A 24,804-nucleotide genomic window follows, 5' to 3' on the forward strand; every position below is an offset into this window, starting at 1 on the left:
GTGTCTCCTTATTTCAAAAGCGTAAGAGTGTTTGACAAACTTTTAACGTTAATCTATTTTCTATTTTACACACCGCTACACTCACGTTTCTAGGTTTCCGCCTTTTCGTTGTAAAAATTCGGATTCTACGGAGGCTATAGCTATATATGAGCACCCGCTCCATTTTTCTCTCTATTGTGTTCTCCGCATGTATCGGCATCGGGGTGGCGTTTAGCCAGCTTACGTCTGCAACGGTCTCTGGAAGGGTAACTGATGCCTCTGGGGCAGTCGTCGACGCCGCAGAGATCGTTGCGACAGATACCGCAACTGGTTCCATCGTGCGCTCGAAGACAGATAGCCAGGGGAATTACGTTTTGCTGGGGCTCTCCCCGAATGTATATCGCATCCAGATTCTTCACAGCGGCTTTCAGCCTTATACCCAGGAAGGGTTAAAGATTGCCGTCGGTCAGCACCTGGTTATTAATGGAACGCTGGGCGTGAGCGCGGTGTCGCAGACGATGACCGTTGAAGAAGGAGGGACCATGGTGAACGTGGAGTCTCCGATGATCTCGACTGCGATCGATAACCAAATGACCACGCAGCTGCCTTTGAATGGACGGAATGTGTTGCAACTGATGCAGCTTGCTCCTGATGTGGGGCCTACGAGCACGAGCAGCTACCAGCAGAGTGCCTCTCGTCCGGATCAGGCAAACAACTTCGTCGGCGCCAGCGGAGGACGTGGTGGATCGACCTCCTATTATCTGGATGGAGCACTGAACGAAGATGCATTGACACAGATCGCAAACGTCTACCCGAACCCAGATGCTATTCAGGAGTTCAGCTATGCGACGAGCACCTACAGTGCTAAGTTTTCTGGCCGTGGCGGCGGAATGATGAACGCGGTGACAAAGGGAGGGAGCAACCAGTTTCATGGAACCCTCTTCGAGTTTGTCCGCAATAGTTCGTTGAACGCAAAGAATTACTTTGCGGTAAAGCAGGATGGTCTAAAGCGTCATCAGTTCGGCGGTACAGTCGGGGGGCCGATCCTTAAAGGAAAGACCTTTGCCTTTTTCTCGTATCAACGCACTACGATCCGACAGAATCCAACGTCCTCGGCTACGGTGTTGACGGCGGCGCAGCGCAACGGGGACTTCTCCGCAAGCAAGAAGCAGCTTATCAATCCTGCTACTGGCGCGGCGTTTTCCGGCAATCAGGTCTCCACTTCGCTTTTTGATCCGATAGCGTCGAAGATACTGGCGATTGTTCCTGTTGGTGATCCGACAACGGGAAATATTCAATATCTTTCGCGTTTGGTGCAGAACAGCAATCAGTTTGTGACCAGGGTCGATCAGAATATTGGCGACACTTTCAAGATCTACGGAAGCTACGTCTATGACTCCTTCAAACAGCCATCGACCTCCATTCAGGGTAATCTTCTGACAGCTTCGACGAATCAGAGTTGGCTTAGTCAGTTTGCAGTTCTGAATGCGACCTATCTCTTTAGCCCAAGCCTGACAACTACTGTTGTAGGCTCGCTCAGTCGACGTTCTAATAAAGCAACATCGCCTCCTGGCTTCCAGGGATGGAGTGATCTCGGCGCGAATGTCCCCAACATGGTTGCTGACGGCCAGACCTCCTTCTATCTCGGAATTACGAATTACTTCTCCAAGAACTGGAACGGCCTCTACGCAATTCCTGCGACTGAAGGTGGCGCCGGAAATCAGTGGACCTGGGTGCATGGCGCTCACACTCTCGAGTTCGGTGGAGATATCCTCTTCAGCAAGGTCATCAAGAATCAGGACTATCGCGGAAATGGGTATTACATCTTCGGCGGCGCTCTCTCGGGGGACAATGGGTTGGACTTTCTCCTGGGCAAGGCATCCAGCTTTACGCAGCAGGCAGGGCTATATTTTGTGCCGACAAGAACGCTGCCGGCTCTTTATGTCACCGACAACTGGAAGGTGACCCCACGGCTCACTCTGAACCTCGGAGTTCGCTGGAATCCCTTCGTGCCGGTCTTCGATTCGGCGTATCACGAGGAAGCAATCTTCGATCCTGATGCTTACGCAGAGAATATCCACTCCACGCAGTACCCTACGCTTCCAGCGGGACTTCTGCTGGCAGGGGATCCGACTGTACCGGGACGCGTTATCGATTCGAACTATCGTCTGTTTGATCCCCGCGTAGGCTTTGCACTTGATGTCTTTGGCGACGGACATACCAGTGTCCGGGGAGGCTACGCACACTACCAGGACCAGATGACCGCGAATACGATCAACCCGAACTTCAGCCCATTCAGCACCAGCGTGACCTTCACGAATCCTGCGAGCTTTGCTGACCCTTATGCGGGCCAGGTCAACCCGTTCCCGCTGCCTGCCGGACCTGCTCCGAATACCACTGCGTTTCAGATCCCCATGGCGGCAAACCCCATGACGCGAAATATGAAGGCGCCGACGATCCAGCAATGGAATCTGACCGTCGAGCAGCAACTGCCTAGCAGCATGCTCTTCCGCGTCGCCTACGAGGGGCAGGCCGCGCATCATCTCTTTGGCTCCGTAGAGGGTAATGCGGCTGTCTATGATCCGAAGAAGACCTATCAACAGAATGTCGCGGACTACAACATTCGCCGTCCGATGGGTGAGAGCTATCAAAAGCTACCATTGGGGCGCAACGTTGGGACGGCAAACTTCCATGCATTAGTTGCTTCGGTACAGAAACAGGCTGCTCACGGCCTGACGTTTCTCGCAGGTTATCGCTGGTCGCGCTGCATGAATGAAAGCGAAGCGGCTTTTTATGACAACAACGCTTACGCTACGCCTGATCCTAAGGCTGACTACGGACGATGTTCGTACGACGTAAAGAATCAGTTCAAAGGCTCCGTAGTTTGGAACCTTCCTGCAACTCACTTTGCATGGACGGTGTCGAATCTGATTTTGAGCGACTGGCAGGTCAATGGAATCGTCACGCTACGTTCTGGACAGCCCTTTAGTGCTTTGTCGGGAATTGATAATTCAACCAGTGGTATTGGATCAGATCGAGCTGACATTGTCGGCAATCCCTGGCTGTCCAATGGCCGGAGCAATATCGACAAAGTGAAGAAGTACTTCAACACTGCTGCCTTCACAACCAACGCTCTTGGTACATACGGCAATACGCGCAGGAACTTTCTGATAGGCCCCGGATATCAGGATGTAGATTTTTCCTTGGTTCGCATGTTCCCGTTGAAAGGGCACTATTTCGAGGGTAGCTCGCTGCAGTTCCGAGCTGAGTCCTTCAATCTACTCAATCGCCCGAACTTCTCGAATCCAAACGCAACTGTAAGCTCCAGCGCGGCGGGTACGATCACTTCAGCGTCCGATCCAAGAATTCTGCAACTCGCTCTTAAGATGTCGTTCTAAATCTTCAACGAAATATGGGTATTCCCGTGGCTGAAGACACGGGAATGCCCACGTATTACGTTGCATCTCGGACGGGAGATGCGATAGAGCTGAGAGGAGATTTTTGATGCCCTATACACGCAGGAGATTTTTAGGAACCAACCTCGCTGCCATGATGACGGGATTCGCTCCAAAGCTGTCTGTCGCTTCCGCGAAGTCGCCTGAAAGCCGTAGCGACTCTTCTCTACGACAGGTAAGTCTGCGTGATTACTGGAATGATTGGCCGCAGTTTGTGACAAAGCAGATGAATCAGGCAGCTGCTCATCGCAAAAAGCTGATTGTGGATGTTCAAACACAGCAGGGTGTCCAGAAGCGTGCCGAGCTAGTCCGAGACCAGATCTGGCAGATGCTGGGCGGTGAGCCAACGGAACGGACACCTCTGAATGAACGTATCGTCGGCACAGTCGACCGCCCCCAGTACCAGATCCTCAAGGTGATCTTTGAGAGCCTGCCGGGCATCTATGTCACGGCCCATCTCTATCTGCCGAAGAAGCAGGGAACATTTCCCGGCATTCTGGCGCCGCTTGGTCATAGTCCGAATGGAAAGCTCTATCGCAGTTATCAGCACTGTTTTCAGAACCTGGCTAGGATGGGCTATGTTGTCCTTGCCTATGATCCCTTTGGCCAGGGAGAGAGGCGCCAATATCTTCATGAGAACTCGAATCAGCCGCGTTATGACGTAACGCCAGAACATCTGCAGGCCGGCCGGCCCATGGTGCTCTTCGGCAGCGGTTTTGCTCGGCATCGTGTATGGGATGGCATACGTGCTCTTGATTATCTTCTGAGCAGGCCAGAGGTGGACACAAACCGCATAGGCTGTACAGGCCAATCTGGCGGCGCCACCATCACGATGTATCTGATGGCTCTCGATCAAAGGATTCATGTTGCCGTTCCGGTGGAAGGCAATTTTGAGAATTTGGCCGGTCCTTCCTATCAGCCGCCAGGCGCTATCGCAGATGCCGAGCAAGATATGGTCGGGAACCTCCCGCTTGGCCTGGACCGTGGGGATCTATTGAATGCATTTGCGCCGAGGCCTTTACGTATCTGCTATACGGTGCATGATCAGGGGCAGACCTATTCTCCAGTTTATGAAGAGGCGATCGCAGAGAATGTCCATGAGCTACGTCGTTTCTACAGCCTGTTTCGCGCAACGGATAAGCTGGATGTTGTGGCTGGTCATCTTCCTCATGGATTGGATGCTCTATCCAGACGTGCCGTCTATACATGGTTCGACCGCTGGCTCCGAGACGTGACAGATGAGGTACCAGAGGCAGACTTCGATGCATCTCCAGAGGAGGATCTGAACTGTACAAAGACCGGTCAGGTATTGACGTCGTTCAGGGGCAGGACAGTCACTGATTTAAATGTGGAATGGATGAAACGGCTGCTACCAAAGAGCCCCTTCGCCACAGACCTTAAATCCGAGCCAACAAAAGATATGGTGCGATCGCGGCTAAAGCAGCTTCTTGCTTTGCCTGCGATGCAAACGGATATTTCAATCGCTACACTCTCGGTTGATGTTGGTCCAAAGTTACGTGTGGAAGAGTTTCAGTGTGAGCCGGAACCGGGTATACGCACAGTAGGCTGGCACGTTTCGTCTGTCGCCGCAATGAAACAACGAAGGCCGGTGATGCTCTTCCTTAGTGATCGCTTGGTGAATGATCCCCTCTTTGAGGGGGGGCGTTTCGACGAGATCTTGCGTGCCGGATATACCGTTTGTTCCATCAATTTACGAGGAAGCGGCATTTCAAGTCCGAGGTACCCTTCCAATGGGCCTGTTTTTTACCGTGCGATGAATATCTCCGAGCGTCATGCCTGGGCGAATCTTTCTCTCGGGAGATCGATCATCGGGCAAAGGGTTTGCGATGCGCTGACAGCCATTCGCTTTCTTCGGTCACGGAGCGATGTCGATCCCTCTGCAATTTATGTAATGGGAGAAGGTCCAGCAGGTCTGACTGCGCTCATGACCGCTGTGCTCGATTCGGGGGTCAGGTCATTACTGCTGCGCGATGTCATACAAACATATCAATCTGTTGTTAGTACTGAAGATTACACTCTGGATCTTGATTGGTTTGTCCCGGGAATTCTCAAGCACTTTGACTTGCCGGATTTAGTAGCAGCTACCCTGCCTCGTCCTGTGTGGGTTGATAATCCGCGCAATGCTGACGGAAGCCTGATGGATGCTTCGCAAGCGATACAAATCTATCGTGAAAGGCTGGCTTCGAGCTCACTGCCCGCCGGTCTTCAGGTTCATAACACTGCCGTTGACAACCTTGCTATCTGTCTTGAGTGGCTCCATCAAACATCTATTTCTTAGTAGAGGTGAATAAAATGAATCGCCGCGAATTCTTGGGTACGAGCATTGCTGCCGGCCTTGCCGTCAATAACGGTTTATCACTTCTTGGGCAGCAGACTTCTCCATCTTCTGCAGGTGCTTCTTCGACCGCTCCTTCGTGGCTTACTGAGGGCCCCATCGTATTCGCGGGTTGTTGGGATGATTTCCCACTCTATCAGCGCCGGCTTGGAGGTGCACCGGTTTGGCTGGATGATCTGTATCGCAAGCAGTGCAGCGAAGAGACCATCCTCAATATGAAGAAGGCAGGTGTCACCCTCGGTATTATCCATTTCTTTAAAGGATTCGGGCTGGAGGCGGAACAAGAACATATTGCGCAGACGCGCGTGCTTACGAAGCTAATGAAGAAGCACGGCATTCGTGTTGGCGTCTATGTTGGCAGTACCTTTGGTTATGAAACCTTCCTTGTCGAAAAGCCTGAGGCCGCGGAATGGCTTGTCCCTGACTATATGGGGCATCCTGTCTATTATGGCGACCAGACCTTCCGCCGTCGCGTTTATATGATGCACCCTGGCTATCGCGAATACATCAAGAAGGTGCTTCATCTTGCGATCGTTGACCTGGGGGTCGATTTAATTCATTTTGACAATACATCTCAGCGAGCTCAGGCAGATGTCTTTCAGCACCCATTAGCTATTGAAGATTTTAGGAAGTATCTTGCCAAGAAATATCCACCGAGCGAGATGAAGCTTCGATTGGGAATCACAGACATCAGGTATGTGACGGCTCCACGCCTGGAGCATGATCCGAAGTTCCTCAATGATCCGCTTCTGCAGGAGTGGGCACTATTCCGTAACCACCAACTCGTGAGCTATTACAAAGAGATGCAGGCGTATGTTCGTTCTTTGAATCCTGCGGTTGCAATTGATAACAATCCTTCGACGGGGTTAGGCGCAAGAAATCTCATGTGGTCGCAAGGAATGGATTATGCCCAGTTGCTTGGAGCTGTCGATGCCGCATGGACGGAAGAAGGTATAGACTCCGGCGTTAATGCGGATGGCGTACTGGTCTCCAGAATTCGTACGCTAAAAGCCGCGACGACATTGGGTAAACACATATTCTGCTATACGTGGGGCGCTCGGGGAAACTGGGGCTTTGCGGAGAATACAGGAAGCCGCCTGCAGATGGCGGAGTCTATGGCCTATAACAAGAACTGTCTTGGTATGGTGGGCAACTTCAATGCAATCGGAGATCTCGAAGATGAGCCTCTCCAATACATCCGTTTCTTTCATGAGCACTTTGAGTTTTATCGTGATGCAACACCACGCGCAGATGTCGCTCTGTTGTACTCAACACCCAGTATGGGGTTCAGCGGCGACCGTCCCGCCTCGGCATTTATGCTCGCTTCTCAGATGCTCATCCAGGCTCAGATCCCATTCGAGATCATCTTCGATCAGCATTTGTCCGATCTCTCTCGGTACCGTGCTCTCTTTATTGCTGATCAGGAATGTTTGAGTGACCAACAGGTGGAGGCAATCCGCAGTTTTGTAATTGCAGGCGGAAGTCTCATCGCAACCGGACATACCTCTCTTTATAATGAGCGCCGTGAGAGGAGAGTGGATTATGCACTTGCGGACTGTCTTGGAGTGAAGGCACCTATTTGGAGTGGCGCCGGCAGGCCAGAGATTGGTGAAGCCGATCAAAATGTTACCGGACCAACCGTCAGCAAGAAAGTAGGCAAAGGCTTCGCTGTTTATATTCCAGAGATTCGATTGCAGAAATACAACATCTCGGAAAATATTAGGAATCAGAGGGTATGGAAACTTGCCGAAAACAATGATGTACTGCGCAAGTCGGTGGAATCTGTATTAGCGGCGCGGCCCTCCATTCAAATTCCAGATCCTCGTGCGCAATTTTATTACGATTGAACTCCGCGAGCAAAGACATAAACAGCGGTGGGTTCTGCATCTGCTCAACTATGATTTCTCCAGGACGTCGAACATAAGTAACCTTCCAGTGCGATTCAATATTCCTGAGGGAATGAGAGTAGCAGAGATAATGCATTACTCTCCGGATACTGCCGAAAGCTCGACGATAAAGTGGCACGAAGATGCAGGCATTGAGTGTTTTATAGATCTACATGTCTATTCTGTTCTGGTTGTCAATTTCTCTCGCACATGATCGCGGCTGCCAACAAATGTTCCATTAGCCAAACCAGATTGTGGCGCCATATTATTGGCGATTGGTTGACTGAGTGCGCAAGATCACGCGATCGCACGCTGGTAACAGAGAATTAGGAAGGGAGCGGAGGCTCACCGATTCGACTTCTATGCTGCCTACTCCGAGAACTTTGAGTGGGATTATTAAAGCCAATATGCCGTAAACCTTCGACGAGGAAGTCCAGCTTCTTCGCTTGCAGGATTGCCCTCTCCCAAACTCCGATTCGGCGCGACGATAATCCGGCATCACAGATGGCTTCCGTTGTGAATGCAGCTGGATTGGAGATGGGGGTGAACTGATCGTCACATACACCAAAGGTGAGCCGGGTTCCATTGCCTCGCCTCGATATGTTCAATGTACAGGGAAAGTGAGCGAATAAATATCCCCGTTGACCCGGGTTCGAACCAATGGAATATCTTGAGCTGTTAGTCCGACAAAGGTATAGTCCACAGCATTATTCGATAAGAAATTCTGCAGAGTGCATATCTCCTCCACATGACCATCGGGCACCGAGATTCGAAGGATGGGCTCTTGAATATCGCGGGTATCCTGCACATAAACGGCTCGGCCATCGGCGGACCAACTTGGGTTTGAGAAGAATCGATCTTCGGACTCTCCCCCAGCATGCAGCTTCGTCCATTCGTGGGTCTGCATATCGAATAAGAGCAATCCTTTTTGATCCTTGGTCAACGCCAAAATATATCTGCCGTCAGGCGACCAGTGCGGACTGAACATTCCGGACCCGGGCAGGGTCTTGACCTGATGTGTTTCCAGGTTCAGTGTCCTCAAGCCCCAGGGGGACTCCTCACCTCCGAGGTAGAGAGGCATCCTCCCAAACATGATCGATCTTCCGTCTGGAGACCAGGTTGGATCGGTGTCATTTTGTGGTTCTTTGAGCAATTGCTCCAGATGGCCTCCATCCGATTGGACGATGTACAGCTGCCACGGCTGACCGGCAGTTCGTGCGATCAATGCTATCCGGGTTCCATCCGGTGACCAGCGCCCCATATAAACGGTCATCATGTCAGGAGTCAGTTGTAGCTTGTCGCTCCCATCTGTACGAGCCCTCCACAGTTTTCCCGCTCCATCCACCCAGGCGACCCACTGGTTATTGCGCGAGTTATCGATCTCCTGGGCATCGTGGAGAAACGGCGGAGCCGGCCGAAAGCCTCTTGTTACCGCATTAAACACCTGTACATTGGTACGTTCACTAACTCCAATGAAAAACAGCCGATTCTCAACGGGAGATGCTGTGGGGGACTCGAACCAGAAAGGGCCATTCGTCAGTTGTTTGGCGGTGGATCGACTGTTGCGAGGTAATAGCCAGAGGTCTGATTCATTATTGTGGATCGACTGGAAGATGAACGATCCATCAGCACCCCAAACGCCGCAGCAGTTATCAGATGGTTCGCGCCAATGGATAAGAAGTTGTTTGGGTGTAGGGTCCTTTAAGGTAAGCTCCCAAAGAGAATAGGCATGGGTGAGCGGATCCAGCACCGTAAATCTCAAGCGATCTCCAGATGGAGACCAGCGAAGCCAATAGGCTTTTCCGGGAGTCTTTGCGAACGTTGTCGTCGTCCCCTTCTGGATATTGAAGATGCGAAGTTCATTATTCGTTGAGTAAAGAATATTTGTGTCATCAGGCATCCACGTCTCGTCTTGCGCTACGACTCCCGGAAGTCTTTGTGCCGATGCTGCCATCCAATGGCAAGATCCAAATAGAAGACGCGCTATTAAGGAGCAGCCTGGAAGTATGCCGCGAGACTGCTCCGATCTGCGGAGAGACAATTTCCTTTGGGATCGTAACCTTTCTTAATTCCTTGCCGTTGACGGAGGTTTGTAGCAATGCAAAGCTGCCGCTATCGTATCCGGAGGTAAAGAGGCTTTCTCCATCGGTCACTAACGACGGAAAACCCTCCATCCCCTTTGTGTGGGGCGAAACTCCAACTCGCGTATCGAATGTTAACTGACGCATCGCGGGAGGGGGCGTGTCATCGGATCTTCTTGCAAGGAGATCCCCCAGCCCTGCCCCCACCAAGAGGATTCCGATGGCGCACAGTGCCCAAAAGTAGTTTCGCGGCTGCAAACCTAAAAACGTCGACCGCGAGTGCCCATCTAGGCGAGGCCCCGCTTGCAGCTCTGCAATCGGTGAAGCAACGCTTACCACCTCCAGCACGACGTTCTCGGTCAGATTCGAAGAATCCGTCTCCGCAGAACGTGGTAGCTGTCTTTCGAGTAAGGCAACGGGCGCAATGAAACGATAGCCCCTCCGCGGTATGGTCTCGATGAAATGAGGGTTGTCTGAGGAGTCGCCCAGCGCTTCTCGTACTTTGTTAATCGCTTTGCTTAAGGATTGATCAAAATCAACGTTCGTCGCTTCACCCCAGATGCGTCTCCGGAGCTCATCTTTGGTGATGATTGTGCCAGGATGCTCGAGTAACGCGAGAAGCATTAAGAAGGGCTGGGTTTGCAGATGTATCCGGCGCCCGGCCTTCAATAACTCCTGACGCTCAAAATTCACTTCAAAGAGGCCGAACGAAGCCCCTGTCGGGTTTATTGCAGAGAAAGACCAGGGCAACGAAGTACGATCGCTCACAATGCGAACCTTTCGCGATTTTCAGGAGACACAAGCATTTTTCATTCCGTGAACGCATAAACATCCGAACCTGACGGAATGGTCGTCCGTAGGATCGTTGGATCATCGGTTCATGGATACCCGCCCATGATAGAACAGCCGACGCCGCGGTGAGGAGATCGTCTGTGCCGGGCCACAGCTCCTTTGCTCCCTCGCCATTTTCAGAATGCAATCTGGCCTTATTCCCCTGGCTCCCGGTGGAGTAAGAGGCGATGGAAGAGGGTTCCTGGCATCGGCATTCTTCCGACCTCGACCATGAAACCTGGAATCGACGATAGAACTACTGTTCTACTGTTTCCGTAAACAGCACAAAATGCACAACTTATTAGTTCCACGCGATTTCCGTCACAGTTCTGCGACAAACCCTTGAACAAATTGCCACCCGACCTCCATAGTTGGCCCGCATTTGAATAAGCATTCTCTGGTTTTGCTTTTGGAGGTAAGGGTTTATGCAGTCGAACGTATTTGGAAACTTGAATGCTTTGCTTCGTATATCTCGATTTTCGCTCCTGGTGGCGATCGTGTTTTGCCTGTCTCCCTCGGTTAGGGCTCAAGAGTCAAGAGCAAGTCTGGCCGGACGAGTCACCGACCCAACCTCGGCCATCGTCCCAAACGCGATAGTGACGGTAGTTTCTGTGGGGACGGGAGTCAGCCGGACTGCAAAAACGAATGGCGCTGGAGAGTGGTCGGTGCGTTATCTCGTTCCGGGACACTACACCTTCTACATCACATCCTCAGGCTTTAAGAGGGCCGATCATGGAGCGATCGAACTACAGGTAGGCGACCAGAAGACGGTGGACACACAACTGGAAGTCGGCAGCAATACCGAGAGCGTCGATGTTTCCTCAGAGGCGCCACTAATTGATACGACAGCAGCCGTCTCGGGCACGGTACTCTCCACAAAGCAACTGCAGGAAATACCTACCCAGTCTCATGTCCCCACACTGCTTGTGGGGCTGACGCCGGGCGGCCTCGTCGGCAATCCGGCTGGTGGCCCGCGCCTATGGGGAAATACAAATGATTCCCTGGTGCAGGTGAACGGTTTGGGGAGTGTCGCGGGGGGCGGCGCTGGAAACAACAACTATGCCGTGCAATATCAACTTGATGGAGCAACGAATAGCACGGCAAACGGCATGGTCGCCTTTGTCCCTCCGCAGGATGCTATTCAGGAGTTCCGCATCCTGAGTAACGCTTATGATGCTTCGATTGGTCGCCAGAGTGGCGCAACTCTGACGATGGTCAGCAAATCAGGGACAAAGGCGTTTCATGGAAGCGTCTACGAGTACAACCAAAATCCCACATTGAATGCCAAGACCTACGGTACCCCCGCCCCAATCGGACTCCATTACAACGAATACGGCGGTACGTTTGGCGGTCCGGTGTGGATCCCACACCTTTACTCTGGTCCGAATAAGAAGACTTTCTTCTTCTATTCCTTCGATGGCATCCGGCAAAGGCAGCCGTCCAACGTTGGATATATGACCATTCCGAGTGAAGCGGAGCGTAATGGCGATTTCAGCCAGTCCTTCCAGGTCACGTCCGGTCAGAAATATCCCATTGCTGTCTACGATCCTCTGTCCATTGACGCAAACGGCAACCGCCAGCCATTTCCCAATAACAAGATTCCTCAATCGCGGATCTCGCCGTTTGCAAAAGCAATCCTGGCGCTTATGCCCCTTCCGGATCACCCTGCAGATACCAGCGTCTCTTCAAACACGAACAACTACACGATCAGGGCCATTCAGGACGACAAGTTCGCGACCAATTCGATACGTGTTGATCAGGCGTGGAACAACGCTAACCACTCCTATGTGAGCATCAACTTCAATCATTTCACTGAAATCGCGGGGAATCCCTTTGGAGGGTTTGCAGGTGACGTTCTTGCGAGCCTGTTACAGGAGCGCCGCGAGCAGATCATTGCACTCGACCACAATATCGTTTTGAGCAATAGTCTGCTGCTTGATGTGAAGTACAACGTTATGCACAGCTACAGCGCTCTGCTTTCCGGTGGAGCGAACTATGATCCAGGCACTCTCGGGCTTTCCAGTCTCTACATCAGCCAGATGGTGACGCCATCTATTCCTCAGGTTTCTGGCATTGCGAACGGTGCTCCCAATAGTCTTGGGACGACGCTTGATCAGGCGACGGAAGACACATTCCATACCATCGACGGAAACCTCACGCAGACGTACCACAATCACACCTTCAAGTATGGCGGCGAATATCTGATCCAGCAGCAGGGGGAACAAACGCCAGGAACTCCGGCGGGTGTGCTGAACTTCGGTTCTGCGACAAACTCGACGGCAAATTATTGGACCTGCCAAAATCCGATTAGTAACTGTCCCGCCAGCGTTGGCAACGGCTCAAACATCGCGAACTTCATGCTGGGAATGGCACTTTCCGGATCAATGCCAGTGAATTCGGAGCCTTTCTTTTCTCAGCATTACCGGGCACTTTACTTTCAGGATGATTGGCGCGTGACGAGCAAGCTCACCCTGAATCTGGGCCTTCGCTGGGACCTCCAGAGCGGTGTTACGGAACGCCACGATAAAGCGGTGGCCCGCTATGATCCCGACTACGTTCAGACGGGTGTCACGTCAGTCTCTCAGAGTAATTATGCATCGACACTAGCGGGAGGTTCTACAAGCCTGGGCGTCAAGCTGCTACAGGCCTATCGACCGAATGCAGGAACGTTCGTCACAACAGGAGCCTACAAGTACGCCGGAGATACGTCCACCGGTACGAACCCGCGCACCCAATATGAAACCCGCCTATATTTGTTTCAACCACGGGTCGGCTTCGCTTATCGGGTTTATCCCGCGACTGTTCTCCGTGCGGGGGCCGGCCGGTTCATTCAGGCAAGCTTCGACGAACCCATCCAGACAGGCTTTAGCCAGACAACAAACTACGCCGCAACGACCGACGGGTATCGTACTCAGGCAAACAATATTCTCAATCCATATCCAGGTGGATTGCAGCCCATCACAGGGAATGCCCTCGCTGAACAGTCCAATATCGGCGGCACGACAAGCTACCTTTCGCCCGGATACGGAAGAATTTACGTCGACGAAGCGAGTGCGAGCCTGCAGCAAGAGGTCAAGTCCTTCCTCGCCGAGATCGGGTGGACCTATGCCCATTCTCACAACCTGGCCCTGGCCGTTCCTACAAACCGCATTCCTGTCGATGCGTATCTTGCAGCGTTCAGTCCCACCTTCGATTCAACGGGCCGTCCTGTCGATACCCTGCCAGGAAACACTTTGGTCGCGAACCCATTCCATAACGTAGCGGGACTCCCGGTGACTTCTTCGCAATACACGAGCACCACCACTGTGGCATCGCAGCTGCTCAGGCCTAATCCTGTCGTAAATAGCGATATTCCAGTTACAAGCAGCATCGGTACCGCCAGCTATTATGCGATGCTGGCGAAGCTTGAGCGGCGCTACAAAAATGGGTTCAGTCTGTTGCAGTCATTCGCATGGGGCAGGAACTACACCACCGATGGCTTCCGGGGAAACACGACACTCCTGTTGTATCGGCCGCACCAGATTTATACGAGTGATGTTCGCTTCAACTACACGGTGACGCCGATCTATGAGTTGCCAATTGGGCGTGGAAAAGCATTGCTCAGGAATACAAGTCGCTTTGGCGATCTCATCGCCGGTGGCTGGACCGTGACGGGCTCATACCATTTCAACTCGGGTACTCCGATCGCACTGCCAACCAACAGCGCATTTTATCGCGGGGATGGATCTCCGAATCGCAATGTGAAGCGTGGGCATACCGGGACGTACTTCGATACAACTGCCTTTGCGCCCTATCCAAACAAGAGCACGAGCTACGCAGACGTCCACAATCAGACGAAGTATCCGGACTGGACCGGGATCGCCGGTTTGCCAGGTTATAGCTGGCAACCGGCCAGTTCCAGCGATTCAGCAAAGAACGGAGTCTATAACGATTTTGTTGTGCGAAACACGCTGTATCCAACCGCATTTGGGGACATTCGTAACCCTCCGGTAAACCAGCTCACGCTCGGAATCCGCAAGAACTTCAACTTCACGGAAAATGTTCGCTTTCAGTTGCGCATGGATGCATTCAACGCTCTCAATCACCCGCAATTCGGTAATATCAGCGTCGATCCTACGAGCGCTTACTTCGGCAAGCTCAGTGGCAGTTCCACAATCTCGGCAATCAACCTGCCACGGCAAATCGAACTGGCAGGAAAGTTTTACTTCTAGGAATAGAGAGGACGGTATCAGGTGCCGTCCTCTCATTGTGTTTACACCAATGCAAGTCGCATGCTTCTGATTGGCTAAGCAGTAACTCGTGGTAGATCCATGAAAAGTCTTGTCTTTGACCGAGCTCTATAAAACATATGAAAGAAAGCCTTTGGTACAAAATGACCAAGCATGGGTTTTTTCCGATTCGCTCGGCTAAGAGAATGCTGCCCGGCGGCATTTTCTTAGCCGTTGTCTCACTCTTCGCTCCTCATTTATGTGGTCAGGCGGGACAGACGTTGTCTCACTCCAGTACCAAATCGGAGCAAAAAGAAATAATGCCCATCTCCGTAGAAAGTGCCGATCTTACCGCGACTGGTTCCGCAAGGATTCATCGTGCAGGAGAGGAGGTTCATCTTGAGATTGATGATCCTGAACATGACTCTGCGCTTGAGGTAAAACCACGAGAGGGAGAATGGGACCTCTCACCCTGGAGCACTCTCGCCGTCGATGTCAAAAACCTTTCGCTAAACCGGCAAATGCGTTTAGTCATGATTCTCTCGGCTGCCACGGATGGCCCCAAGGACAAGCAATGGACGGTTGGGATTGCACTGAACCCACATGAGTCCCGGACTATGCGTATGCCACTTCCTCATGAATGGCAATTCAAGGCGCCCGACGGTCTTCCTGGAGTGAAAACAATCAATACCGAGAAGATAAGGCGCATCCAGTTTCTTATTCAATGGCCATTTGAGAGTGCGACCAAAGGGCTCCTTGACTGCACCGTCTCGCATCTTCGTGTGGAGGGACGATTGCAAAAGGTTGCGCCGCTAAGCAAGGCCGCGTATCTTCCGTTCATCGATCGATACGGACAGTTCATACATGCTGACTGGCCGTCGAAGGTTCACACCGATGCTGATCTCCGTGCTAACTACATCAGCGAATCGAAGGAGCTCAAAGCCTTACGCCGTCCTCGTGGCTGGGATCAATATGGTGGCTGGGCCGCCGGGCCGCAGTTGAAGGCGACCGGAAGTTTCCGCACGGAAAGGTACAGGGGCAAATGGTATTTTGTCGATCCTGCTGGCCATCTGTTCTTCTCTCAAGCTGTGGATGTGGCTGGCGGTGTGAACGATAGTCTGCGCGCGGGGGCCAACAGCACGGATTGGTTTGATGCTCCTCTCGGCGAAGAAAATCACTATGACGCTGTGGGCGCAAACCTGCGCGTGAAATATGGTCGTGATGATTATAAAAATGACTATGAGAGGAATCTCGCAAGACGCCTGACTGCATGGGGCTTCAACTCTCTAGGCGACTGGAGCTCTGCCGATCTGATGTCGCTCGGAGCGATTCCATACACGCTTCAACTTACGGACTACGACGATAAGATGCCGAAGATCGGTAGTTCAAAGCTGAAGTTCTATGATGTCTTTGACCCCCGGTACATCAACAAGATGAAGAACCTCCTTGCGGAAAGAGCAGCTTCTGACCCGCTGGTACGTAAGTCTCTGACCGACCCAATGTGCATTGGCTATTTCATCGACAACGAGTTGAACTTTGGGAACCGCGGTCCTCTGATCTTGATAGCCGAGATTCTCAAGACTCCAAGCTCCCAGGCAATCAAACAAGAACTCGCCAGTGACTTGAAGCTTAAATATGCGACCGTGAACCGGTTGAATGCTGCATGGCACACCTCCTACAAGAGTTGGCCAGATTTTCTGGAGGCCACCACAGTCCCATCGTCGGACCAGTTCAGCGCAGATTCTGAAGTATTCTTTCAGCGGGTATTGGACCAATACTTTAAATTAGCGAGGGATTCCATTAAGTCCGTAGCCCCGAATCGGCTGTATCTCGGAGCTCGTTTTATCAGTACAGATGCTGTACGCCCACGACTTTATGAAGCCTGCAGCAAGTATTGTGATGTCCTGTCGGTGAACATCTATGCCCACAGTGTCGCCAACTTTCCAGCAGATCACTTCCCGGATATGCCCGTATTGGTGACGGAGTTCCAGTTCGGCGAGCTTCAGCGTGGAATGTTCAGTCCAAGTCTCTGCCAGGCGGGAACGACTCCAGAGGACAGGGCTTTAGCGTATAAGCGCTTTGTCCAGGGTGCATTGGTTCACCCCAACATCGTGGGCACCCAATGGTTCCAGTATCGGGACCAGCCGCTAACCGGCAGGGGAGATGGAGAGAATTACCAGATTGGATTTGTCGACGTTACAGATACTCCTTATCGAGAGATGACATCGGCTTCGCGCGAAATAGGAGCCGCAATGTACCGTTATCGACAGGCAGGAAAGTTAGCTGATTCCATGGATGGTAACGATAAGTAAAGTGGGCTCGGGCTTCGAGGGGAGAACAATAACCCCACAGACTCCGCAGAATTGATATGGTCACTCGATATCAAGGCAACACGCTCTAGGACCTGGATGATCCATGTGCGGGCGTTATTGTTTGATCGCCAGGCGATTGAGTTCAAGTGCATATCTTGGACCACTTAGCCTGCTAAATGGGGCAATCGGGAGTATGGAAAGTTGGGAAAGGTAGAGGTAAGTTGTCGAACTTATATGGTAGGCACGAGCGGATTCGAACCGCTGACCTCTACCGTGTCAAGGTAGCGCTCTAACCAACTGAGCTACGCGCCTGCATTGTTTCAAGACCTTAGTCCAAATCACTGATTCCAAAAGGGCGGCTGACTTTCCACACTTTCTCTAGAATCGTCCCCTTCCATTGAATATTTCCAATTTCCGGGTGAATTCGGTGACTAAACGGCGACTATGGGGATCGCCGAGGAGTCTTGGGTACAGACCGCGAACACTGTCACGGCCCTCATTGATTGTAGCAAAGAATCCAGTTACGCCAAATGACGCGCCGACACGTTTCCTCTGGCGTCTCGTAGCAATCGGGCCTCTCCATGAGAGGTGATCTGGCGAATGAGTGGCGACCCTACTTTCACATGACGTTCGAGGCGGCAGGTCCCTCGGTGCTACGCCAAGATCTTCTGCGCCAAAGCCGGGATCTGCAACGCTGTTGGAAGCTGCCCGTTCACGATGGACGACCTTGCTGCTGCTGGTGATGTTCGTCGCCGCTATATCGAAGCTCTGCGCTAGGCGGATCAGGAAAACTACACCTTGGTGCTGGCTTTCGGGCGTAGCCGAGAAAACGGGGCGTGGAACTCTAAGAGGCCCGCGAGATGCGAAAGATATCTTCCAGCTTCGAGCGCATGACGGACGCATCGACAGCTTCTCCCATCCAGTGCTCAATGCTTGCCACGCCCTGATAAACCAGCATGCCAAGTCCATCAAGAGTGACACACCCGCGTTCCGAGGCTGCCTGTAGCAGCGCTGTATGTGGAGGATTGGGGATAACATCGGCTACGATCATGCCGGGCCGCAGACTCTCCAAAACAACATTCGGCATCGCGCTCGTGTCGGGGTAAAAACCGATCGAAGTTGCGTTGACTAGAATATCCGTATCCGCGGGAAGGGCAAACGCCTTATCCCACCCAAGTCCCTCTGCGGTTGTTTTCGTGTTGTCGGCAACGAGCTTTGCCACTTCTTCTGCTCGTGCACGGTTTCGATTCACAAGAGTGAGATGGCTTGCGCCCGCCAGGGCGAGTTCCACTGCAATTGCGCGTGCAGCGCCACCAGCCCCCAGAAGAACAAATCTCTTTCCAGCGGGATCGGTAAGATGCCGCAGCGATTTCAGGAAGCCGATACCATCGGTATTTTCTCCAATCAACTTATCGTCACGAATCACAACGCAATTCACCGCCCCGATAAGCGAGGCCGAGCGTCCAAGGCCGGAAAGCAACGGAATGATCGCCTGTTTGTGCGGAATGGAGCAATTGAAGCCGATCCATCCAAGCGCCTGCACGCCCCGCACAGCATCCGCAAGCTCTGCCGCCGATACTTCGCAGTTGATATAGCGAGCATGCAACTTGTGGTGCTGATAGGCGGCTTCGATCATGGCAACCGTGGGATTTTGCCGTGCCGGTGTCGAGAGTGAGCCGGTGAGGCGGGGTAAGAAATCGAGCTTCAGGGAATCTGGTAATGCGTCCATGGTCCGTTATCTCCACGAGTGTGCTGCCCGTGAGGACGAGTCTAACAATCGAAATTCGCTAAATAGACATGTCAATAAAACAATTGACATGTCTTAGTTGGAGGGCCTATCTATTGGCTGTTCCTGGGATCGTGAAGCTATTGCCAGGCAGGATGGGATCGAGCACAGATGAAGACTGCACTCTGCCTCGCCGGGATTGGCGAAATCCTCATGGATCGATTTGAAGATGGGGAAGTAACGATGGGGGGAGCTCCCTTCAACCTCACGTTTCAACTCCATCAACTGCTGATGCTTTCTGGTTATGGAGAAGCCGTCATGGTCAGCCGAGTCGGCAGCGATGCCTGGGGCCAGCACATCCTAAAGCGTATCCAGGATGCACGCATGAGTGCAGAGTTCGTGCAGATTGATCCGGTGCGCGCCACGGGATCGGCCAATGTGTTTGCGCATAACGGTGGTGCCGGGTTTGAGATCGTGCCCCACGTTGCATGGGACGCAATCGAAAGGACGGATGCGCTACAGCAGTTGGCACGTCGCTGCGATGCGGTTGTCTTCGGCAGCCTTGCGCAACGTTCGGAGCCTTCTCGCGAAACAATCCAAAGCTTTGTCGCTCAGGTGAACGGGCCCCGACTGTACGACGTGAATCTGCGACGCAACACGACCGATGGAGTGGCGGGCTACTCGGTCGAGATCATCGAGCGATGCCTGGAGCTTGCGACCATCCTGAAGATGAACGATACGGAGCTGGAAGAGGTTGCCAGTATGCTGGCGGTCAAAAGTGACCTGTCGCCGGGCGAAGAGCGTATCTGGAGTCTGGTGGCTGCACTGTGCGGTAAGTACAAACTCGACATGGTGGCCATTACCCGGGGGGAGCGCGGCGCGTTGCTCATGCGGGGTGGCGAAAGGTTGAGGCTCGCCGATTCCTCACTGCCGCAGGATCAGGTGCATCCTGTTGGAGCTGGGGATGCATTCTCTGCGGGGCTTCTGTTTGGCGTCGTGGCCGGATGGGACCTGTCCAGATGCTCGGAGCTGGCTGAGACCCTCTCGAGCTGGGTGGTGACGCATACCTCCGCGACTCCGGTCTTTACGCCAGAGATTGCGGAAAGGATCCAGGGCATCCTTGCCAAGACCCAGGCAGAGCTGTTGGCAGGTGCCCGGTGAAGAAGACCTCGTACTTGAATCGTCGTGCCGTCGAACTGGAAGATGACACTCTGGTCGTGACTCTAACGGAAGAAGGTGGACACATTGCCTCGATTCGCCATAAGGCGACCGGCGTGGATCCCATGTGGGCACCGACCTGGCCTTCCATCGAGCCCTCAGAGTTCAACGGCGAAAAGTATCCTGGCTTTGGCGGTAGTAACGAAGCGCGCCTCGTTGCCGGCATGCTCGGTCATATGATCTGTCTGGATCTCTTCGGTGCTCCTACACCAGAGGAGGCAGCTGCAGGCATGCCGGTGCATGGTGAAGCAGCCACGGCCCGTTATGATGTCGAAGCGAGCGATGGCGGCGTGGTACTGGACACATCGCTGCCCCTGGCAGAGATGCGATTTACTCGCAAAGTACGTCTGGCATCGCAGGGGGTGGTCTCGATCTGTGAAGCAGTGGAGAATCTCTCCTGCACGGACAGGCCGATCGCCTGGACGCAGCATGTGACGCTGGGCAAGCCATTTCTGGAGCCAGGCTTGACGCAGTTTCTCCTGTCGGCGAAGAGTTCGCGTGTCATCGGTGCGCAGTTCAATGAAGGCCTGGGGCTTTGCGTTCCGGATGCAGACTTTGATTGGCCCCACGCGCCACGGCGCGACAGCGGCGAAGACGATCTAAGCATCCTGACCTCGGAGCCGCACTCCGGCGGAATGACGGCGCATCAGATGGATCGTGCCAGGCAGCATGCCTATTTTGTCGCATGGTCGCCATCCTCCAGGATTTTGATCGGCTATGTCTGGCGGCGCGAGGACTTCCCCTGGCTTGCACGGTGGGAGGAAAACCATCTGCGCTCGTGGGCGCCCTGGAATGGTGAGGGATTTGCATTGGGGCTGGAGTTTGGTGTGTCCCCGTTCGTAGAGAACCGGCGCGAGATCGTGCAGCGCGCCACGATGTTCGACACGCCAACCTTCCGCTGGCTCGGAGCCAGAGCCACCTATAGCGCGCACTATTGTGCATTCGTCCGCGCGGCTGACGCGCTTCCCAGCGCCGTCGAGTGGGACGGAGCTACGAATGTGACGCTTCGTTTCGAGGACAGTGAAGAGCATTCGCTATGAGCAGCGATCTTATCCAACCGAAGTATCGTCAGATCTACGATCTGCTACGTGACGCCATCGAAAGCGGGCGGTATTTGCCTGGATCGCGTCTGCCCAGCGAAGCCGATCTCGCGAATCAGCATGAGACATCGCGCATAACGGTGGCCCGGGCTTTTCAGGAACTGCACATGAAAGGCTACGTAGAGCGTCGCGTCGGCGACGGAACGTATGTTCGTTCCGCAGAGGCCCAGCAGGAGCTAAGCTTTGGCCTGCTGATACCCGACCTGGGACGCACGGAGATCTTTGAGCCGATCTGCAGTGGAATGGCGCAGACGCAACGGGCCTCGAGGCACTTCTCGCTGGTGTGGGGCGGCAGCCTTGGCCCGCACTCTGCTTCAGAGATACAGGCAGAGAATCTTTGCCAGCGCTTTCTTGAACTCGGTGTATCCGGTGTCTTCTTTGCGCCCTTTGAGATTACGAAGGCCCGCAACGAAGTCAACCAACGGATCGTAGAGGCTTTCGACAAAGCCGGAATTCCCGTGGTCCTGCTTGACCGTGATCTTGAAGCGTATCCCAGGAGAAGCCGGTACGACCTTGTCGGTATCGATAACAGGCGTGCTGGGTACATGCTGACGCAGCACCTGTTGGAGCAGGGATGCACGCGGATCTTTTTTCTCGCGCGCCCTGGTTCTGCCTCCACAGTAGACGCACGCATCATGGGATATCGCGATGCGCTCTTCCAATATGGCTTGCAATGCAGTGTGGACGACGTCAAGTCGATGGATCCTGGTGACAAAGAAGCGATCGCAACCATCATGCGCCATGAAAAGCCGCAGGCTATCATCTGTGCGAATGACGTCACGGCAATGCGCCTGATGCAATCACTGGCCGCAAATGCTTATACCGTTCCCGACGATCTCCTGGTCGCGAGCTTCGACGATGTGAAGCACGCTGAGCTCCTCGTCGTACCGCTTACGACGATCCACCAGCCATGCATGGAGATTGGGGCAGAAGCCATTGCCGCGATGCTGGAGCGTGTCGCGCGTCCAGAACTACCGGCGCGCGATATCCTGCTCGATTTCAGCCTCGTCTCCCGCATGTCTACAGCACGAACGAACGCTTCGTCCTCGCGCAAGAAAATTTCGCGCTAGCAAGGCCAGCAACTGTGCCCCTCGCGGGCTAAACATTTTCATCTTAGGAACACCTCAATGTATTCGCCTACGCAACTCTCGGAATCCCCACGCACCAAGGTCTACGATTCGTCGAACGAGCCGCAGCTATTCGATTCACGCTATCGCATCCCGTTCATGATGGTGACGGCGCTGTTTTTTCTTTGGGCGTTACCGAGCAATCTGAACGATGTGCTGATTCGTCAGTTCATGAAGTCGTTTCAGCTATCACGGCTGCAAGCAGGGCTCGTACAGTCCGCCTTCTATTTCGGCTATTTTTGTATTTCGATGCCGGCCGCGCTTGTGCTGCGGCGATTCGGCTATCGCATTGGGCTGGTCACGGGCCTTCTTCTTTACACGCTGGGCTGCTTTCTCTTCTGGCCCGCTGCTATGGTGAATCGCTACAGCTTCTTCCTTATGGCACTCTTCGTCATTGCGGCGGGGCTGGCCTTTCTTGAAACGGGAGCGGCATCTTTCATCGCACAGCTCGGAGATCCCTCTACCTCGGAACGCCGCCTTAACTTTGCGCAGGCCTTCAACCCTCCGGGCACCATTGTGGGTGCTCTCATCGGAACTGTTTTCATCTTTTCCGGTATCGAACCGAGTACTGCTCAAGTGCAAGCGATGAAATCCGCGGGAACGTATGCCGGCTATCTTCATACGGAAACCATGCGGGTGATCACGCCATATCTCGTGCTGTCTGTGATTGGATTCATCGTCGCGATGGTTCTTCTCCGAGTAAAGTTCCCATCGCAGACGCTTAGCCAGGAGCAGTTCCCCCATGAGCAGCGCGGCACTGCCGTCAGCCTTCTACGCATCCCCCACTTCCTTTGGGCGGTTGTTGCTCAGTTCTTCTACATCGGAGCGCAGGTGGGGACATGGAGCTTCCTGATCCAGTACGTGCAGGAATATGCGCACCAGCCTGAGAAGGTGGCCGGTTATTTCTTGAGTGGAACGCTGTTGCTTTTTGCTCTCGGACGTTTTGCCTCTACATTTCTGATGAAGTACATTCGCGCCAATGTGCTGATGGGAACGTTTGCTCTCATCAACGTTGCCCTGCTCTCTATCGCGATTCATCTTCCTGGTTGGGCTGGGTTGTGGGCTCTGATGTTGACGAGCTTCTTCATGTCTCTGATGTACCCCACCATCTTCGCCTTGGGGCTGAAGCAGCTTGGTCCGAATACGACGCTGGGTGCCTCCGTTATTGTGATGGCGATCATTGGAGGTGCCGTCTGCACGCCTATGCTGGGTTGGCTCGCAGAGCACACGAATAGTACGGCGAAGGCTTTCTACATTCCTCTCATGTGCTATCTGGTGGTTTCATATTTTTCGTTCATCGGATCGCGCATCAGGCCGCGGCAATCAGTATCCGAGCCGGCTGCGAGAAGCGTCGCAAGGACGTAGTCCGTCGTTCTCACTGTTCGGAAGATTTAGTCCGTTGCGTAGCTTCCTTTTACTCCCAGGTGGCGCACGACGAAGAAGTTGTGCGCCCTTTTAAGGAACAACCAAACCGAGGAAGGCATTTCTTCGTACAAAAGCAGATATTCTTCGGAAGACGTCTTCGTCATTTAACATAAGGTGACCCTGACTATAGATTTCTGAAGAATCGTGCCCTTTCTCGCTCAAGTTCGCGCAACCCCCAATCTGCTGACGCTTCTGCGGCTTTTTATTGTGCCGTTCATCGTGATCGAGATTCTGGATGGTGATTACCGGATCGCCTTCGCACTCTTTCTGTTCGCCGGGCTTACCGATGCTCTTGATGGCCTGCTCGCCCGCTGGCTCAGGCAGAAGACGACGCTTGGCCAATATCTCGATCCAATCGCCGACAAGTTGTTGCTGAGCACGCTCTTCCTGGTGCTGACGCACGTTGACTTGATTCCGCGCTACGTCACGGTCCTGGTCTTCAGCCGGGACCTTGGGATTCTGCTGATTGCGACCCTGCTTTTTGCGACCGGCGCACTACGCGATTTTCGACCCAGCATACTCGGTAAACTCAACACGCTCATACAGATCGTCGGGCTGGTCGCGGTGATGACCGAGCGGGTTACGGTCACCTCCGGCTGGGAGGCGGCGCGCTGGATGACTCCGCTTACCGGCGGCCTGCTGCGGATGATTGCTGTCCTGGCTCCGCTGTCGGCGGCTCAATATGCCTGGATCATCCTGCGCCGTATCGACACGCCTGCCGCCGTTTAGCTCTGCCCAGTCTCTTCTTCGGCATCTTCTTCCGCTGCGTCTTCAATCGCCATATCGCTGAATTCGGAAGAATCGAAGATCTCGCCGCAGCTCTGACATTCGACAAATTCAGCGTCCTCGTCTCGGGACACTATCTTTACGATGGGGTGTTTGCATTGGGTCATCATGGAATAAGGGAGTTTGGTGGGAATGCTTTGGATTTTGCCTTTGGTCCGGCGGCTTGTCAACCCACGTTGTGACTGCTGGGGATGGAGTCTTCCCCTCGGTCCCGCTTGCGGCAGTCTTCAAGCAGTCATACACTGGCTATAGACCGTAATTTGCCGTTGCTGCGCCGAAGGTGCTATTCACGGCAGGCTGACCCCGTCAGCATT

At 53.4% G+C, this 24,804-nt stretch carries 13 protein-coding genes and 1 tRNA gene; 10 read left to right on the forward strand and 4 right to left on the reverse strand.

The features are described 5' to 3' along the window. The first annotated feature begins 146 nt into the window (after positions 1-146). The 3 genes from PW789_RS07220 to PW789_RS07230 all read left to right on the forward strand — a co-directional run bounded on the left by PW789_RS07220 (position 147) and on the right by PW789_RS07230 (position 7,637). A complete protein-coding gene (locus PW789_RS07220; RefSeq protein ID WP_299373623.1) occupies positions 147-3,377 on the forward strand; it encodes a TonB-dependent receptor in 3,231 nt (1,076 codons plus the stop codon). Positions 3,378-3,483: 106 nt separating this feature from the next. Beyond that, positions 3,484-5,733 (forward strand): acetylxylan esterase, encoded by a 2,250-nt coding sequence (locus PW789_RS07225; RefSeq protein WP_299373626.1) that lies wholly within the window; start codon positions 3,484-3,486, stop codon positions 5,731-5,733. 14 nt (positions 5,734-5,747) lie between these two features. Next, positions 5,748-7,637: an alpha-amylase family protein gene (locus PW789_RS07230; protein ID WP_299373628.1), complete on the forward strand. Its 1,890-nt coding sequence runs from the start codon at positions 5,748-5,750 to the stop codon at positions 7,635-7,637. Positions 7,638-8,280: 643 nt separating this feature from the next. Here the strand turns inward: PW789_RS07230 and PW789_RS07235 are convergent. Together PW789_RS07235 and PW789_RS07240 are read right to left on the reverse strand one after the other, a co-directional pair. After that, positions 8,281-9,576, reverse strand: a complete 1,296-nt coding sequence (locus PW789_RS07235) for a hypothetical protein (protein WP_299373631.1) — start codon at positions 9,574-9,576, stop codon at positions 8,281-8,283. After that, entirely contained in the window at positions 9,569-10,525 is a 957-nt protein-coding gene (locus PW789_RS07240; protein WP_299373633.1) for a winged helix-turn-helix domain-containing protein, read from the reverse strand. Before PW789_RS07240 ends, PW789_RS07235 begins: the two co-directional genes overlap by 8 nt. Before the next feature lie 488 nt (positions 10,526-11,013). Here PW789_RS07240 and PW789_RS07245 point away from each other — a divergent pair, with 488 nt between their 5' ends. Both PW789_RS07245 and PW789_RS07250 read left to right on the forward strand, forming a co-directional pair. Further along, entirely contained in the window at positions 11,014-14,799 is a 3,786-nt protein-coding gene (locus PW789_RS07245) for a carboxypeptidase-like regulatory domain-containing protein (protein WP_299373635.1), read from the forward strand. 137 nt (positions 14,800-14,936) lie between these two features. Continuing rightward, positions 14,937-17,108: a hypothetical protein gene (locus tag PW789_RS07250; protein ID WP_299373637.1), complete on the forward strand. Its 2,172-nt coding sequence runs from the start codon at positions 14,937-14,939 to the stop codon at positions 17,106-17,108. Positions 17,109-17,343: 235 nt separating this feature from the next. Here the strand turns inward: PW789_RS07250 and PW789_RS07255 are convergent. Both PW789_RS07255 and aroE read right to left on the reverse strand, forming a co-directional pair. After that, a tRNA-Val gene (locus tag PW789_RS07255) sits at positions 17,344-17,420 on the reverse strand. 532 nt (positions 17,421-17,952) lie between these two features. After that, positions 17,953-18,837 (reverse strand): shikimate dehydrogenase, encoded by an 885-nt coding sequence (aroE, locus tag PW789_RS07260; protein WP_299373639.1) that lies wholly within the window; start codon positions 18,835-18,837, stop codon positions 17,953-17,955. Positions 18,838-19,047: 210 nt separating this feature from the next. Between aroE and PW789_RS07265 the strand changes: the two genes are divergently transcribed. The 5 genes from PW789_RS07265 (at position 19,048) to PW789_RS07290 (ending at position 24,433) form a co-directional block, all read left to right on the forward strand. Next, complete coding sequence (locus PW789_RS07265) at positions 19,048-19,995, forward strand: PfkB family carbohydrate kinase (protein ID WP_299373641.1); 948 nt, start codon at positions 19,048-19,050, stop codon at positions 19,993-19,995. A 14-nt stretch (positions 19,996-20,009) separates the two neighbouring features. Then, complete coding sequence (locus PW789_RS07270; protein ID WP_299373644.1) at positions 20,010-21,092, forward strand: hypothetical protein; 1,083 nt, start codon at positions 20,010-20,012, stop codon at positions 21,090-21,092. Next, positions 21,089-22,222, forward strand: coding sequence for a GntR family transcriptional regulator (locus PW789_RS07280; RefSeq protein ID WP_367182498.1), 1,134 nt, complete (start codon positions 21,089-21,091; stop codon positions 22,220-22,222). Before PW789_RS07270 ends, PW789_RS07280 begins: the two co-directional genes overlap by 4 nt. 57 nt (positions 22,223-22,279) lie before the next feature. Beyond that, positions 22,280-23,644 (forward strand): L-fucose:H+ symporter permease, encoded by a 1,365-nt coding sequence (gene fucP / locus PW789_RS07285; protein ID WP_299373647.1) that lies wholly within the window; start codon positions 22,280-22,282, stop codon positions 23,642-23,644. A gap of 204 nt (positions 23,645-23,848) precedes the next feature. After that, positions 23,849-24,433: a CDP-alcohol phosphatidyltransferase family protein gene (locus tag PW789_RS07290; protein ID WP_299373650.1), complete on the forward strand. Its 585-nt coding sequence runs from the start codon at positions 23,849-23,851 to the stop codon at positions 24,431-24,433. The last annotated feature ends 371 nt before the right edge of the window (positions 24,434-24,804 follow it).

Origin of the sequence: Edaphobacter sp. (genome assembly GCF_028283685.1) — a bacterium.
GTDB lineage: Bacteria > Acidobacteriota > Terriglobia > Terriglobales > Acidobacteriaceae > Edaphobacter.

What these genes read in the sequence shown, in the direction of transcription:
- fucP (WP_299373647.1), top strand. Translation starts at nt 22,280, where the DNA reads ATGTATTCGCCTACGCAACTCTCGGAATCCCCACGCACCAAGGTCTAC.
- PW789_RS07280 (WP_367182498.1), top strand. Translation starts at nt 21,089, where the DNA reads ATGAGCAGCGATCTTATCCAACCGAAGTATCGTCAGATCTACGATCTG.
- PW789_RS07250 (WP_299373637.1), top strand. Translation starts at nt 14,937, where the DNA reads ATGAAAGAAAGCCTTTGGTACAAAATGACCAAGCATGGGTTTTTTCCG.
- PW789_RS07225 (WP_299373626.1), top strand. Translation starts at nt 3,484, where the DNA reads ATGCCCTATACACGCAGGAGATTTTTAGGAACCAACCTCGCTGCCATG.
- PW789_RS07220 (WP_299373623.1), top strand. Translation starts at nt 147, where the DNA reads ATGAGCACCCGCTCCATTTTTCTCTCTATTGTGTTCTCCGCATGTATC.
- PW789_RS07235 (WP_299373631.1), bottom strand. Translation starts at nt 9,576, where the DNA reads ATGCCTGATGACACAAATATTCTTTACTCAACGAATAATGAACTTCGC.
- PW789_RS07230 (WP_299373628.1), top strand. Translation starts at nt 5,748, where the DNA reads ATGAATCGCCGCGAATTCTTGGGTACGAGCATTGCTGCCGGCCTTGCC.
- PW789_RS07265 (WP_299373641.1), top strand. Translation starts at nt 19,048, where the DNA reads ATGGATCGATTTGAAGATGGGGAAGTAACGATGGGGGGAGCTCCCTTC.
- aroE (WP_299373639.1), bottom strand. Translation starts at nt 18,837, where the DNA reads ATGGACGCATTACCAGATTCCCTGAAGCTCGATTTCTTACCCCGCCTC.
- PW789_RS07245 (WP_299373635.1), top strand. Translation starts at nt 11,014, where the DNA reads ATGCAGTCGAACGTATTTGGAAACTTGAATGCTTTGCTTCGTATATCT.